A 15196-nucleotide genomic window follows, 5' to 3' on the forward strand; every position below is an offset into this window, starting at 1 on the left:
CGTCCGGCGCATTTGGAGGATGCCATGAAACAGACCCTTTCATTTGTCGCAGGACTTGCACTGACGGCCACGTCGGCCACAGCGGCCAACGCGGAAACGCCCGTGCTTCAAGTCTATGCGCCTGACTACTTTGCTTCGGAATGGGGCCCTGGTCCGGGGATCGAGCAAGGATTCGAAGCGCGGTGCAACTGCGACCTGCAATTCATCACCGGCGACGTGTTGCCCCGTATCCTGTTGGAAGGCGAACGCACAGGCGCTGATGTGGTGATCGGCCTGAACACGGATGTGACTGCACGGGCGCGTGAATCGGGCTTGTTTGCGCCGCATGGGCAGGACACCAGCGGACTTACGATGCCTATCAATTGGACGGACGATATATTCCTGCCCTTCAACTACGGTTACACCGCGTTCATCTATGACAACACCAAGATGGAAACCCCGCCCGCGAGTTTCGAGGCGCTCTTGGACATGCCCGACGATGTGAAGATCGTTTTGCAGGACCCGCGCAGTTCGATTTCCGGTTTGGCGTTGCTGTTGTGGGTCAAGGCGATCTATGGCGATGATGCGCCCAGGGCGTGGGAACGCCTGGCCCCGAAGGTTTTGACCGTGACCAAAGGCTGGTCAGAATCTTACGGGATGTTCACGGATGGTGAGGCCGACATGGTGCTGTCCTACACGACCTCGCCCGCCTATCACATCATCGCCGAGGACGACATGTCCAAGTCTGCTGCAATTTTCGAAGAAGGTCATTATCTGTTTGTCGAGCTGGCCGCGAAGCTCAAAACCTCGGACCAACCAGAGCTGGCCAGTGCATTTATGGATTATGTGCTGAGCGAAGAATTCCAGAAGGCGATCCCGACCTCCAACTGGTCCTATCCGTCGAAACTGGACGCATCGCTGCTGCCAGAGAAGTTCGATCTGTTGGGTGTGCCGGGCAAGGCGATCTTCTACACGGAAGACGAAGCCGAAACCTTGCGCAAACCTGCGCTGGACGAATGGCTGACGGCGTTCTCGAAGTAGATGTTTTGGCCGGGCCGGATAGATCGCCCCCTGTGGGTGACGCATTGGCCCGGCCTTTTGGCCGTGCTGGTACTGGTCGTGCTGGTGTTTGGGACGCTCGTTGCGGTGGCGCTGCGTGCCGAGGGTGGCCGTGGACTTGGACCATCGGATTGGGCGGCCATTCGGTTCACCCTGTGGCAAGCAACCCTGTCGGCAGGCGTCAGCGTTGCATTAGCTGTCCCGGTCGCGCGTGCGCTGGCCCGGCGTGACTTTCCGGGGCGGCGTGTGCTTGTCACCCTTCTGGGTGCACCCTTTATCCTGCCGATCATTGTCGCTGTCCTTGGTCTGATCGCGGTCTTTGGACGAAACGGGATCATCAGCGCGGCGCTGGGCGTTTTTGGGATCGAGCCGATCTCGGTCTATGGTTATCAAGGCGTCATTCTGGCCCATGTGTTCTTTAACCTTCCGCTCGCAACGCGGCTGATCCTGCAAGGCTGGCTGACAATCCCCGCTGAGCGGTTTCGCGTTGCCGCGTCCTTGGGCATGAGTCCGCGCGACATTGCCCGCACCCTGGAACGCCCGATGTTACGCGAAGTGATCCCCGGTGCGTTTCTTGTGATTTTCCTGATCTGCCTGACCTCGTTTGCCGTCGCCTTGGCGCTGGGCGGAGGGCCACGGGCAACCACAGTTGAGCTTGCCATCTATGAGGCGTTCAAGTTCGATTTTGACCTTGGCCGGGCCGCGATGCTGGCCCTGATTCAGTTCGCAATGGGGCTTGGTGCCGCGCTGATTGCGTTCTGGATCGCCATTCCGGGCGACATGGGTGCCGGGTTGGATCGCGCGGTGCAGCGGTGGGACGATACGGCGGTTCAGCGGATCATGGATATGGTGGCCGTGACACTGGCCAGCCTGTTTTTGCTTTTGCCCCTGTCGATGGTCATCATCGACGGCGTGCCCGGGATGCTCTCGCTGCCAATGTCGGTGTTTCAGGCGGCGTTCCGTTCCTTGCTTGTGGCCATCGCATCGGCGTTTCTGACCATGGCTCTGGCGCTGCCGATCGCGGCCCTTGTGGTGCAGCGGGGGGCCTGGTTGGCCGAGGGGCTGGGATATCTGACCATCGCGGCCTCGCCTTTGGTGGTGGGGACCGGGCTGTTTCTGATCCTGTTTCCTTTTGTGAAACCATCCGACCTTGCGCTGCCGGTCACGGCTGTTGTGAATGCGGCGACGAGCCTGCCGTTCGCCCTGCGTGCCCTTGTGCCCGCGCTTAGAAATGTAGAGAGGGATTACGGCGCGTTGGCGGACGGGCTTGGGTTGCACGGGTTGACGCGCGTGCGCCTGTTGTGGGTGCCCCGATTGCGGCGGCCTATGGGGTTCGCGCTGGGTCTGGCGGCAGCGTTGTCGATGGGCGATCTTGGTGTCATCGCGATGTTTGCCGATCCGCAAGGGGTCACGCTGCCGTTGCAGCTTTACCGCCTGATGGGGTCTTACAGGATGGATGATGCGGCGGCGGCGGCCGTGCTTTTGCTGGGCTTGTCACTGTTCCTGTTCTGGGTTTTTGACCGTGGGGGTCGCTTGAATGCTGACGATTGAAAATGCCCGGACCGGGATGGGGGATTTCGCCCTGAGCGCCGACCTGAGCGTGGGTGACGGACGCCGCGTAGCGGTATTGGGGCCATCCGGCGCGGGAAAATCGACCTTATTGGCGATGATCGCAGGGTTTCAGCCGCTGACAGAGGGTGTGATCAAATGGCAGGGGGTAAAGATGTCCGATGACCCGGCTGATCGTCCCATCAGCATCGTGTTTCAGGACAACAACCTGTTTCCCCATCTGACTGTGGCACAGAATGTCGGACTGGGGGTTAGACCGGATTTGCGGCTGACATCGGATGATCGGAAGCGGGTCGCGGCGGCTTTGGCGCGGGTCGGGCTTGCCGGCAAGGAGGCCCGGAAGCCAGCGCAGTTGTCAGGTGGACAGATCGCACGTGTGGCGTTGGCACGGGTGCTACTGCGTGACCGGCCGCTGTTACTGCTGGATGAACCGTTTGGGGCGCTTGGACCGGCGTTGCGCACCGAGATGCTGGAGCTTGTGGGCGAGTTGGTCGCCGAGACAAAAGCGACGCTGTGGATGGTAAGCCACAACCCCGAAGATGCCCGGCTTTTGTCGGATGAGGTTATTCTGGTTGAAGGTGGACGGGCTCACGCGCCAGTTCCGACGGCTCGGATCTTTGAGCATCCGCCCGATGCGTTGCGTGACTATCTTGGCGGGTGATAGCGCCATGTGTTCAAAAGTAAAAGGGCGCCCTAAGACGCCCTTTTTTATTCGCGGATTTTTGTGCGGTCACAAATCAAGCTGCTTGCCTTTATGCGGCGCCCAAAGCTTCTTGTTCGTGAGATACAGAAGCGATGTGAGCAGGACGAGCAGCAGGACCGCGACGAAGCCTGTTTGCTTGCGGCCCATCATCTTGGGTTCAGCCGTCCACATCAGGAACGCAGACACGTCTTTGGCCATGTCGCGGGCGGTGTTGGCGTGGCCATCATCGTAGTCGATCAGACCATCTTCCAGTTGCGGAGGCATTGACACCCAGCCGCCTTCGAAAGCGGTGTTGCCATAAAGGATGGAACCTGCGACTTCTTCCTCTTCTCCGTTGAAGCCCAGCAAGAAGCTGGCGATGTATTCAGCCCCGCCTTGACCGCGAAACAGCTGGTTCAGGCCTGTGCCTGCGGGGCCATGAAAGCCTGCACGTGCCTTCGCCATCAAGGACAGATCGGGGCCCATACCTTCGCCGGAAACGGCTGGGAAGAAATCCGCGGGAATGCGTGGGCGGTCATCTTCCAGCTCTTCGTCATAGATGGTGAAGTTCTCGGCGGCGTAGGCGCGCACTTCGTCCTCGGTATAGTTCGGGCCGCCGGGGTCGGCCAGCGTGCGCAAGGGCACATATTTCAGCCCGTGGCAGGCCGAACAGACCTCGGTATAGACCTTCAGGCCGCGCCGCAGCTGTTCCTGGTCATATTTTCCGAAAGGACCTTCGAACGAGAAGGCGAAGTCTTCGATGTAGCTTTCACCTTCAGCTGCCAGCGCACCACCAGTGGAAAGCGCCAGCGCGACGACAGCGGATGCTGCGAGTTTCTTGATCATAGTATTCAATCCTCTCACTCGGCTGCGCCGGGATAGTGGGCTTTGAAGTCTTCCTCGATCGTGGCCGGTGGCGTGGTGGGTTTTTCAAACAGACCCAGAAGCGGCAGGATGATGAGGAAATATGCGAACCAATAGGTGGCGCCAATCAACGAAATCCAGTCATGCGGGAATTCGGTGTCGCGTGCCCCGACCCACATCAGAACGATGAAGTCGATGACCAGCAGGCGGAACCACCACTTGAAGGCTGGACGATACTGCCCCGAACGAACCGACGAGGTGTCGAGCCACGGGGCCAGCGCCATCACGAAGATCGCGCCGAACATTGCCAGCACACCGAAGAATTTCGCGTCGACGATACCGCCGGTCAGGAAGCTGACCGCTTGCACGGCCCAAACATCGGCAGTGAAGGCACGCAGGATCGCATAGAAGGGCAGGTAATACCATTCAGGAACAATATGCGCAGGCGTCGATAGCGGGTTGGCTTCGATATAGTTGTCGGGGTGGCCCAGATAGTTGGGCATGAAGCCGACAACGGCGAAGAAGACGATCAGCACAATGCCCAGGCCAACAAGGTCTTTGATGACAAAGTAGGGCCAGAAGGGCAGGGTGTCTTTCTCGACTTCGTCTTTCGATCCTCGGCGCACTTCAACACCAGTCGGGTTGTTGTTGCCAGTGGTGTGGAATGCCCAAATGTGAACGGCGACAAGCGCGGCGATCACGAAGGGCAGAAGATAATGCAACGAGAAGAAGCGGTTCAGCGTGGCGTTGTCCACAGCGGGTCCACCCAGAAGCCATGTTTGCAGGCCTTCACCGACGAACGGGATCGCCCCGAACAGGCCGGTGATCACCGTGGCCCCCCAGAAAGACATCTGACCCCAAGGCAGAACATAACCCAAAAAGCCGGTCGCCATCATCATAAGGTATATCAGCATGCCAATGATCCACGTGACTTCGCGCGGCGCTTTGTAAGAGCCGTAGAACAGGCCGCGGAAGATGTGGATGTAGACCGCCACAAAGAAGAGTGATGCGCCGTTTGCGTGGACATATCGCAACATGTAACCACCATTCACGTTGCGCATGATGTGCTCGATGGATGCGAAGGCCATGTCGACATGTGGCGTGTAGTGCATCACCAGAATGACGCCGGTCACAATCTGAAGAACCAGACAGAAGGTCAGGACGATGCCCCAGATCCACCACCAGTTCAAGTTTTTCGGGGTCGGGATCATAAGGGTGTCATACAGCAGGCCAACGACGGGGAGTCGCTTGTTCAGCCATTTCTCGAACCCGGTCTTGGGTTCGTAATGATCATGAGGAATTCCGGACATGTAAGCCTCCCTTAGCCCAGCTTGATCGTCGTTTCGTCGATAAATTCGGCGACGGGAACGTGCAGGTTTTCGGGCGCGGGACCCTTACGGATACGACCAGATACGTCGTAGTGCGAACCGTGGCATGGGCAATACCAGCCACCGAAGTCACCGGCACCGTCACCCAAGGGCACACAGCCCAGGTGGGTGCAGACGCCAATCATGACCAACCATTCGCCATTTTCGTCCATGGTGCGGTTTGCGTCTTCCGCAGAAACCGTCGCGTCAACATTCGGATTTCGCGCAAACTTGTCGGGATAGTCAGCGGCGTCTTGTTCACGCGCCAGATCAATTTCCTCTTCCGTGCGCCGACGGACGAATACCGGCTTGCCCAGCCATTTGACGGTCAGTTGTGTTCCCGGCTCAACCCCCGAGATATCGACTCGGATCGAGCTGAGCGCTTTCACGTCGGCTGAGGGGTTCATTTGGTTAACGAGCGGCCAGACTGCGGCACCAGCCGTAACGGCTGCGGCACCACCAGTTGCGTAATAAAGGAAATCCCGGCGGGTTCCTTGGTGGTCGTCGGTTTGTGACAAGAGCGCATCTCCCTAGCTAGGTCGCAGAATTGCAACCGACACGACATTAGACCGCCTAGGAAAGCAGTCCGTTTTGCGGCTGTTTATCCAAGGAATTGCGCCCAGTCCAGAAGTCATTAGGGCGCAGGGGCGGCTTTTCAAGGTTATGTTGCCGCATGTTAGCGCGCGCAACCAGATAAATCCGAGAATTTGATGTTGCGATGCCGGGTTCAGGCGACTCAGGCGGGCATCGTGGCCCGAAAGCTGTCGCGGGCGGAGAATACGGCAAACCAGTCGTCCAAAGCGTCGCGACCTTTGCGCCATTCCCGCTCGGCATGCCGGAAATCAAGATAGCCCAAAGCACAGGCGACCGAAATCTGCCCCATATCGAGCGGACCTGACAAGTGGCTCATCCAACGGGTGTTAAGCGCATCCAGCGCGCCTTCGATCTTGCCCCACTGTGCATCCATCCAACCACCGAATTGCATGTCTTCGGGCCGGCATCGGTTCTCATATACCATAAGAACGCCTGCATCCATGATGGCGTCACCGGTTGCTTCAAGGACCAGGACATCCCAGATCCGGCTTTCAGGATAAAGCGCTCCGCCGCTCCGCGCGTCCAGATATCGCGTTACCACGCGGCTATCATAGAGCGTTGGCCCGTCACTGCGGATCAACGCAGGGATCTTTGACATGGGATTGGCCGCGGTCAGCTGCGGATTTGGTGCGGTGGGCGAGGACATGACCTCGACCAGTTCGACATCGTCTTCTTGGCCGGTTTCGATGATGACCATTCGGGCCTTGCGCGCAAAGGGTGATGCGGGCGAGGTGATTAGCTGCATGGTTCAGACCTTTCGAAAGCGAATGCGCGTCAGACTGACCGCGTCGATCTCGATCCCCGGTCCGCTGTCGCCAAAGCGAATCACACGGCGCATACGCGCGGTTGCGTTCACCTGTTCATTGTCGCGGCGGGCCGTCACGCCTTCGGGGGCATCGTCCAATGCGTCTTCGTGGCGCTGATCGCGTCGCCCACGTTCAATTGAGCGGGCAAAGGCATAAGTGGCAACGGCAACAGTGCCATAGCGAATGGCAAAGGCCGCAATCGGGGCAAGCGGTAGGGGCATGTGATCCTCCTTCACATCAAATGTAGGTGCGAGGGGGCCTCATGTCCACGTTTTCACGCAAAACGGCAATCTATTGCTGTCCAATCAGACCACCAATTGTTGCCCGTCAATGCCGGTTGGCGTGGCCGTGACAATTGCGCTCTCGGCTTGAGGCGACCGGAATATTACCTCGGCAAATTGCTCGGTCCGGCCCATGGTCGGGTTTTCCATCAGGATACGGTGTTCCCGCCCTATCTGGGCGGACAGATGCCGTTTGGCCTGAGCATCCCCTGCCGCGCGCAAACGCGCGGCACGATCCTTGATGATTGTGCCGTTGACCTGCGTCGGTATCTTTGCCGCCGGCGTGCCTTCGCGTTTTGAATAGGGGAAGACGTGCAGCCATGTCAGGTCGCACTCTGTCACCAGTTTCAGGCTGTTTTCGAAGTGGGCGTCGGTTTCGGTTGGGAAGCCTGCAATGATATCCCCGCCGAACGTGATGTCGGGGCGCAGGCGGCGGGCTTCTTCGCAAAAGGCAATCGCGTCGTCGCGCAGGTGACGACGCTTCATGCGTTTCAGGATCAGATCGTCGCCGTGCTGAAGACTGAGGTGCAAATGCGGCATCAAGCGTGGCTCGGACGCAATGGCCAACATCAGGTTCTCGTCTGCTTCAATCGAGTCGATAGAACTGATGCGCAGGCGCGGCAAGTCCGGAACCAGGCGCAGGACGCGCATGACCAGATCACCCAAACGTGGTTCCCCCGGTAGATCGGCCCCCCAACTGGTCAGGTCCACGCCGGTCAGAACGACCTCGTTGAACCCTTTGTCCACAAGACGCTTGATCTGGTTGACCACCACGCCCGCAGGCACGCTGCGCGAGTTACCCCGGCCATAGGGGATGATGCAGAAGGTGCAGCGGTGATCGCAGCCGTTCTGAACCTGCACATAGGCACGGCTTCGCGTGCCGAACCCGTCAATCAGATGGCTGGCGGTTTCGGTGACGGACATGATGTCATTGACCTGTACACGTTCCGTGTCGCCGATCAGGTCAGGGGCAAGACCCGCCCAAGTCGCAGGCGCCATCTTCTCGTGGTTGCCGATCACGGCGTCTACTTCATCCATTGCCGCAAAGGTTTCGGGCTCGGTCTGGGCCGCACAACCGGTGACGATCACTTTGGCGTCGGGGTTCTCGCGGCGCAGCTTGCGGATTTCCTGGCGCGCCTTGCGCACGGCCTCGGCGGTGACGGCGCAGGTGTTGACGACGACGGCACCTTCCACGCCTGCGTCGTCTGCCAATCGCTTCATGGCTTCGGTCTCATAGGCGTTCAGGCGACACCCAAGCGTCGCAAAGATGGGGGGATTGGCACCCATTCTACAGCCCTTTCAGAAAGGCAGGTGTCAACTGGCCTTTGAAAACAAATGCGGTGGGGCCGGTCATCCAAACCCCGTCTTCGCGCCAATCCAGCGTGAGCCAGCCGCCATCCAACTCCATCCGTACGCACTTGTCGGTAAGACCACGCCGGTGCGCGGCCACGGCGGTTGCGCAGGCACCGGACCCGCAGGCCAGGGTGATCCCCGTGCCACGCTCCCACACCCGCATTCGGATTTCGTCACGGGCGCGTATTTCGGCAAACTCGACATTGGTGGCGTCGGGAAAGAGCGGATCGTGTTCGATACGGGGGCCTATGCCCGCCACATCGGCTGCATCCGCGTCCTCGACAAAGAACACGCAATGGGGGTTTCCCATGCCGACCGCGACCGGATCGCCATCAAGCGGCAGGTGTGCGGTGTCGATGTCCCTGGACAACGGCACTTCGTCCCACGCCGTCTGCGGATGCCCCATGTTGAGCGATACCTGATCGCCGTCGATGCGCGCATGCAGCACGCCGCGCGCGGTTCGTATGGTCAGTCGCGATTGGCCGGTCAAGTCCATGATATACCGCGCGACACAGCGGGTTGCATTGCCGCACGCCCCGGCGCGACTGCCATCTGCATTCCAGAAATCAAGGTCGATATCGGCGGTGTCCGAACTTCTTATCTCGGCAAGTTGGTCAAACCCGATCCCTCGGTTTCGGTCCCCCAGCGCCACCGCCAGTGCACGCGTTACCACGGCATCTTTCCCCCGTGAATCAAGGATCACGAAGTCGTTGCCCGCACCATGCCACTTCATGAAGTCGAGCGCTTGTAATATTGTGCCATCAGAAGCCATGCTGCGCGATATAAGCCCTTGTGAAAACTTTTGCCAGAGATCGAACAGATTCCACGGAAAATGGGGTTGACCTGCCAAGCCCACAGCTATAGTCACCGCGCTCACAGAGTGGGCCGTTAGCTCAGTTGGTAGAGCAACTGACTTTTAATCAGTGGGTCGAAGGTTCGAATCCTTCACGGCTCACCACTTTTGTCAAAACATCACGGTGTTGCGGATTGGGTTGAAAAGCGCGGGTTTTCGTGTGGGGTCGGTAGGCGGGCATCGCATCTACCTCTTCGCCAAAGTGCTGAGACGTAGGTCGTCCAGAATGGCGTAGACGGCTGGCAGAACGAACAGCACGACGAGGCTGGCACTGAGCAGACCGAAGACCAGACTGGCCACCAGCGGGATCAGGATTTGTGCCTGCAAGTTGGTTTCGGTCAGAATGGGGAGCAGACCGGCCGTCGTTGTGGTGGTGGTCAGGAAGATCGCGCGAAACCGGGCCCGCGCAGCCCGCGCGGCGGCTTGTGATACGTTGGCGACGTCTTCGTGTTCATGTTTGATGAAATCCACAAGCAGGATCGAATTGTTGACCACGACACCAGCCAGCGCGACGAAACCCAACATGCTGGGCATCGAGAAATCCAGCCCCATCGCCATATGTCCAAAGATTGCACCGGGCAGGGACAACGGGATCACCAGCATCACCACGACCGGTTCGATGTAGGAGCGGAACAGGAAACTCAGCAACAGGAACACACCCAGAAGTCCGATAATAAATCCCTTCAGCATGGATTGCTGCGTTTTTCCGGCCTCGGCATTCTGGCCTTCGATGTCCAGCGAAACAGTTGGGTTGCGTTGGAGGAAATCGGGCACGAATCGTGTCATGGTATCGCTGACAATGGCGTTGGCATTGGCAATGCGGGTGTCGATGGCACCTTGCACCGTGACAGTTCGGATCCCGTCTTCGCGGTTTATCCGGCTGTATCCCTGACCCGTTTCGACGTTGGCGACAACAGACAGCGGCACATAGGAACCATCGGTGCGCGTCACATTGAACTGGTCAAAAACATCACGGTTTCCACGTTCCAGCGTTCCAAACTGGGCCACGAGTTCGACCAGGCTGCCTGCAATCTGCATTTCGCTGATCGTGGTGCCCAGATAGGCCGCACGTAGTTGGTCGGCGACCATGGCTGCGGTGATCCCCATTGGCCCGGCTGCATCTTTCAGCGTGATGCGCAGTTCGCGTTTGCCGGGACGAAGGTCGTCAAGAACAGAGGTGACGCCCTCATACTGCCAAAGCCAGTCCTGCAACTCGACAGACGCCGTTTTCAGCGTCACCAGATCGTCGCCCTTCAGACGGAGATCAATGGCGATGCCTGCCGGGCCAATGGTGCTTTCATCGTATTTCAGGCTGATCACGTCAGGCACCGGCCCGACCGTATCGCGCCACAGTGCCATGATTTCGTCCGGGGAGCTGGCGCGTTCTGCCGAGGGCAGCAGGTCAACGCTGAGTGTCACAACATGCGCGCCTGTTTCGAATGCGTCCCGGTTCAGGCCATAATAGACGCTGACATGACGGATCAGGGTCGCACCGTCAGGTTGTTCGGGGGTCAATGTGGTGTTGACATGCTCCAACCCCGCTTCGAGCTGCGAGACGACCCGTTCGGTGCGCGACAAGGGCGTTCCCTGACGCAGCAGCACACGGGCAACAATGGTGTCACCATCAAGTTCAGGAAAGGCGGTGAACTTCAGGAAGCCGCCTGCCAGCATGCTGGCTGCGATCAGCAGAACGGTAAGGCTGAGACCGGCGACCGCATAGCGCCAGCGAATGGTCAGATCGACAATTGGTCCAACCAGTTTTTCGCGCGCCCAGTCGACCGTCTTTTCCACGCGGGCGCGCAGACCTGTGTCGTGACCCGCGACCTCAAGACTGTGGATCAGGTGGTGAGGCAGGATCAGGAACGCCTCGATCAGCGAGATCGAGAGGACGAACAGCATCACCACCGGCACGACACGCAACACGGCACCCAGATCGCCCGACAGAAAGGCGAGCGAGCCGAAGATCATCGCCGTCGTTCCAAACGAGGCCAGCACATTGGGAAACACCTGTGCAGCCCCTTCGACGGCGGCGTCCAGCGCGCTGCGGCCCTTTTCGCGCAGGCGGGCGATGTTCTCGGCAATGACAATGGCATCGTCCATCAGCAGGCCGATCACGATAAGCAGGCCAAGCGTGGTCATCAGGTTCAGGGAATAACCGACCAGCCCCATCAGAGCGACGCCCCCCATGAACGAAACCGGCAGGCCCATAGCGACCCAGAACGAGAAGCGGAACCCAAAGAACAGCCACAGCACAAGAAACACAAGCGCCAAACCCTGCACGCCGTTGACCACAACCAATGTCAGCCTGTCGCGTACGACGGATACCCCATCTGCGGTGATCTCCAACGTAACGCCGGGCGGAGCCTGCGCGCGCTCGGTATCCAGAAAGGCTTTTAGCGCGTCCATGGTGCGCAGACTGTCTTCTGCACGGGTTTTGGTGATGTCGAGAATGGCGGCGGGTTGTCCATCGAAAAGGATCACATCATCGTCCAGTGCGAAACCTTCCGATATCTCGGCGATGTCGCCCAGCCGCACTTGGCCGCCCTGCGCAGACGATCGGACGATCAGGGCAGCGAGCGCATCCGTGTCGCGCCGCTCCTCGGCGACGCGGATCAGCAGGGTTTCAGTCGTGGTCTCGATGCTGCCTGCGGGCAGGTCCAGGCTTCCAGCTTGTATCGCGCGGGCGATATCCGCGACCGAGACGCCAAATTGCTGAAGGGCGGCGGGGCGCAGGTTGACCTGTAATTCGCGTGTAGAGAAGCCGCGAATATCGACTTTGGGGATGCCACCCCACCGCAGCATGGCGGTCCGTGTCTGTTCGGCATAGTCTTTCAGATCGGTGCGGGAAACAGGTCCGGTGATGGCGACCGAGGCCACGAAATCGGTCAGTCCCAGCGCCCTGATCGCTGGGGCCTCGGCCCGGTCCGGGAAATCGGAGATCGCGTCGATTTCGGATTTGATGTCGGCCACGAAGGTTTGAAAGTCATCACCTTCTCGCATGGTCACGACCGCGCGCGCTGAATTCTCGCGGGCTTCGCAGGATTGCCGTTCGATACCCGTCACTGCGTTCATCGCATTCTCGATCCGTTCGCAGATGGCGGTTTCCACTTCCTCGGGGCGGGCGCCGGGATAGGGCACGCTGATCTCGACCTCGCTGGGCGTGGCGCGGGGAAATGTTTCGCGCAACAGCGTTGGACTGACGAACAGGCCAGCCGCGAGAAACAGGATCATCAGAAGGTTGGCGATGGTTGGGTGCGCCGCGAAGAAACGGATCATCGGGCTGCATCCTGGGCAAGCAGGCGATCCACGATTTCAGAATCCAGGTATTGATCCAAAAGCGCGCCGTCGATGGTTGGGATTGGTGGGTTGAGGACGACTTGGCTTCCTTCGGCGATGGTATCCGAGAACAGCGCGATATTACCTTGCACCAACTTGGGTTCGGCTGGAACGATGCGCAGCCTGCTTTCGTCATCGGCAACAAAAATCTGGCCGTCGTGCAAAGCGTCGCGGGGCAGCACAATGCCGGTGAGTGGTTGTGCACGCAGCACGATGTCGACGAACATGCCTTTGGTCAGTGGCGGTCGGTTTCCGTTTCCGGCCTGACCATAGGCATCGTCGATCTGCACGACGACACCGATCGTGCCGGTCTTGGGATCAATGCCGTCGCTGATCCGATCCACAGTGGCGGGCCAGGTCAGAACCTCATCGCCCAGACGCAGCCTTACGGTCGCCTTTAGTCCGAGGGCATGCAGGGTTTCGGTCAGCATCACCGGATCCACCGGCGGGGTTGTCGGCCCATTCGGTCGATTGAGGACGAGGTTTCGAAAATCGTTCATCGCGGCCTGCACCACCACTTCTGCCTGATCCACACCATCCAGGGTGGCGGCGGATTGACCTTTGTTCAGAAACTGGCCGACCTCGACGGAATGAGTGGCAACGCGGGCAAGAAAGGGCAGCGTCATTTCACTGCGCTTTAGGTTCAATTCGGCGGTGGCAAGGTTCGACCGATAAAGTGCGATCTGTTCGGTTTGCGCGGCGCGTTGTGTCGGTAGCAGGGCGAGCGTGCTTTCAATTCCCTGCACTTTCTGGCGTTGCGCGAGATGGGCAGTACGGATCGCGTCGCGGGCGGTTTGGGTCATGGTTCCCGCCCTGAACAACGTGTCGGCACGTTCCAGTTCCGCCGTCTTCAAGTCCAGGGCTTCAAGCTCGATTGTCAGGGCGGCGCGCTGGTTGGCTTCCGATACATCAAGCTCTGTCAGGCGCGCTTCGGCGGCCCTTATGTTGGCGTTCGCCTGTGCTATCGCCAGGTTGAAGTCCACGGGAGACAGGCGCAGCAGTACCGAACCCGCAGGCAGGATCTGCCCGTCGCGCAAGGCGGGATTGACGTATTCAACTGTGCCGCCGACTTCGGCAATCGCCTGATAAGTGCGGGCAGGGGTGACGACACCGAACCCGACAAGCGTCGGGGCGACTTCGCGCCGCTCCGCCGTGATCACCCGCACTGGGTTGGCGCGTTCGGAAAGATCATGGCGATCAGGTGGTGTACGGGTCGAGATGACATAGAGCAGGATGGCGACCCCGATCAACGCAAGCGGCAGGGTGATCAGGAGCAGTTTCAAACCAGGTCTCATGGCTGGTGTCCTTCTCGATCAAACAGGGATAATTGCAGGTTCAGAAGTCGCTCGCCCTCGTCCAGCAGATGGCCGGTGTCGCGGGTCAGGATCAGGCGCAACACAAGACTTTGGATGAGGCCGACCAGAAGCGTCGCGCTGTCTTCTGGCCGCAGCCCGTCGCGCAACTGTCCCGCGGCGCGAAGTTCTTCGCAGCATGCGATTAATGTATCGCGAAACCCAAACATCGCGGCCAAAATGCGTTGTCGGGTTTCAGTCAGTCGTCCGGTGGGATCGCGTGTGACCATGATTTCTGGCAGCGCGGGGTATTCCGCGACCAAGTGCAGATGCGACATAATCATGCGTCGCAACCGGTCGGAAGGCGTTCCGTTTTGTGTTTTGCCGATTTCGGCGTTCCGGGTGATCCGCTTGCAGATGATATCTGCGACCGCCCCCCAGATGTCTTCTTTTTTGGGGAAGTGTTTGTAGATGGCTGGTTGAGTCAGGCCAAGCCGCTTGGCGATCCGTCCTGTTGTCACATGGTCCGGCCCGACTTCGAACGCCAGATCAAGGGTGGCGGTCAGGATTTCTGCCTTGCGATTGTCGGTGGACTTACGTTTCATCATACTCGCTTGACCTTCTTGCCGCGCATCGTCACCGCGATGATTGTCCAGAACAGGAACCGGAACGAGAGTGCACCGACAGTGCGCATTTCGAACGCATTGCCGCGAATGATGGTGGTGGCGAATATCAGAATGACAATCGCTGTTGCGGTCGAGATCGCGATTGCAAGCCAGCTTGCCCAGATCTTGTTCAGCCACAAACCAAATGCCGCAATGATATAGACAAAGCCCGCCAGGAAGTTAAACCAGACCACAAACGGGATGTAGTCACCCGCCATTTCGCGTGCCTGGACCGGACCAAACAGCACGTTGCCGCCGGAAAACACCGTCAGGACGCCAAAAGCCATTGCAAGCGCCGCAATGGCTTTGGGCCATACATGTAGGGACGTGGACTTTGAAGGTCGGGTATCCATCAGCCGATTTCCCGGTTAGGTTATAGGTATATAACTACGCGCTCTGCACCGGAGTTTCAATACCGAACCAATGTGGAGGTCCTGAAATGCGAAAAAGCCTTTGTGCATGTTGAGTGTCAACGGCTTCATGCGTTCCCTGCATC

The 15196-nt window shown here is 59.1% G+C and carries 14 protein-coding genes and 1 tRNA gene; 4 read left to right on the top strand and 11 right to left on the bottom strand.

The window, feature by feature from the left end:
* The first annotated feature begins 24 nt into the window (after positions 1-24).
* The 3 genes from BMY55_RS02185 to BMY55_RS02195 are packed head-to-tail and all read left to right on the top strand — an operon-like array spanning position 25 to position 3268.
* A complete protein-coding gene (locus tag BMY55_RS02185) occupies positions 25-1020 on the top strand; it encodes a thiamine ABC transporter substrate-binding protein (RefSeq protein ID WP_091431932.1) in 996 nt (331 codons plus the stop codon).
* Positions 1021-2589, top strand: coding sequence for a thiamine/thiamine pyrophosphate ABC transporter permease ThiP (locus tag BMY55_RS02190; RefSeq protein ID WP_091427914.1), 1569 nt, complete (start codon positions 1021-1023; stop codon positions 2587-2589). It abuts the gene before it with no gap.
* Complete coding sequence (locus BMY55_RS02195; RefSeq protein ID WP_091427916.1) at positions 2576-3268, top strand: thiamine ABC transporter ATP-binding protein; 693 nt, start codon at positions 2576-2578, stop codon at positions 3266-3268. Before BMY55_RS02190 ends, BMY55_RS02195 begins: the two co-directional genes overlap by 14 nt.
* Before the next feature lie 69 nt (positions 3269-3337).
* On the opposite strand, the gene BMY55_RS02200 is transcribed toward BMY55_RS02195, so the two are convergent.
* From BMY55_RS02200 to dapF, 7 genes are all read right to left on the bottom strand, one after another.
* Positions 3338-4135: a cytochrome c1 gene (locus tag BMY55_RS02200; RefSeq protein WP_091427919.1), complete on the bottom strand. Its 798-nt coding sequence runs from the start codon at positions 4133-4135 to the stop codon at positions 3338-3340.
* A 14-nt stretch (positions 4136-4149) separates the two neighbouring features.
* Positions 4150-5463 carry a cytochrome b gene (gene petB, locus BMY55_RS02205; RefSeq protein WP_091427921.1) on the bottom strand — a complete coding sequence of 438 codons (1314 nt, stop codon included), beginning with the start codon at positions 5461-5463 and terminating at the stop codon, positions 4150-4152.
* An 11-nt stretch (positions 5464-5474) separates the two neighbouring features.
* Positions 5475-6038 carry a ubiquinol-cytochrome c reductase iron-sulfur subunit gene (petA, locus tag BMY55_RS02210; RefSeq protein ID WP_091427923.1) on the bottom strand — a complete coding sequence of 188 codons (564 nt, stop codon included), beginning with the start codon at positions 6036-6038 and terminating at the stop codon, positions 5475-5477.
* Between the two features lie 218 nt (positions 6039-6256).
* A complete protein-coding gene (locus BMY55_RS02215) occupies positions 6257-6859 on the bottom strand; it encodes a glutathione S-transferase (RefSeq protein ID WP_091427925.1) in 603 nt (200 codons plus the stop codon).
* Positions 6860-6862: 3 nt separating this feature from the next.
* Entirely contained in the window at positions 6863-7141 is a 279-nt protein-coding gene (locus BMY55_RS02220) for a hypothetical protein (RefSeq protein WP_091427927.1), read from the bottom strand.
* A gap of 84 nt (positions 7142-7225) precedes the next feature.
* Positions 7226-8488 (bottom strand): tRNA (N(6)-L-threonylcarbamoyladenosine(37)-C(2))-methylthiotransferase MtaB, encoded by a 1263-nt coding sequence (gene mtaB, locus BMY55_RS02225; RefSeq protein ID WP_091427928.1) that lies wholly within the window; start codon positions 8486-8488, stop codon positions 7226-7228.
* Position 8489: 1 nt separating this feature from the next.
* Positions 8490-9326, bottom strand: coding sequence for a diaminopimelate epimerase (gene dapF, locus BMY55_RS02230; protein ID WP_091427931.1), 837 nt, complete (start codon positions 9324-9326; stop codon positions 8490-8492).
* A gap of 110 nt (positions 9327-9436) precedes the next feature.
* Between dapF and BMY55_RS02235 the strand changes: the two genes are divergently transcribed.
* Positions 9437-9512 (top strand) — tRNA-Lys (locus BMY55_RS02235).
* 81 nt (positions 9513-9593) lie between these two features.
* On the opposite strand, the gene BMY55_RS02240 is transcribed toward BMY55_RS02235, so the two are convergent.
* Genes BMY55_RS02240 through BMY55_RS02255 form a run of 4 tightly spaced genes read right to left on the bottom strand, consistent with a single transcriptional unit; the run spans position 9594 to position 15053 of the window.
* On the bottom strand, positions 9594-12683 hold the full coding sequence (locus tag BMY55_RS02240) for an efflux RND transporter permease subunit (protein ID WP_091427933.1): 3090 nt from the start codon (positions 12681-12683) through the stop codon (positions 9594-9596).
* Positions 12680-14038, bottom strand: coding sequence for an efflux RND transporter periplasmic adaptor subunit (locus BMY55_RS02245; protein ID WP_091427934.1), 1359 nt, complete (start codon positions 14036-14038; stop codon positions 12680-12682). Before BMY55_RS02245 ends, BMY55_RS02240 begins: the two co-directional genes overlap by 4 nt.
* Positions 14035-14643: a TetR/AcrR family transcriptional regulator gene (locus BMY55_RS02250; protein ID WP_091427936.1), complete on the bottom strand. Its 609-nt coding sequence runs from the start codon at positions 14641-14643 to the stop codon at positions 14035-14037. Before BMY55_RS02250 ends, BMY55_RS02245 begins: the two co-directional genes overlap by 4 nt.
* Positions 14640-15053, bottom strand: a complete 414-nt coding sequence (locus tag BMY55_RS02255; protein ID WP_091427938.1) for a hypothetical protein — start codon at positions 15051-15053, stop codon at positions 14640-14642. Before BMY55_RS02255 ends, BMY55_RS02250 begins: the two co-directional genes overlap by 4 nt.
* Between the last annotated feature and the right edge of the window lie 143 nt (positions 15054-15196).

Origin of the sequence: Aliiroseovarius sediminilitoris (genome assembly GCF_900109955.1) — a bacterium.
GTDB classification, from domain to species: domain Bacteria; phylum Pseudomonadota; class Alphaproteobacteria; order Rhodobacterales; family Rhodobacteraceae; genus Aliiroseovarius; species Aliiroseovarius sediminilitoris.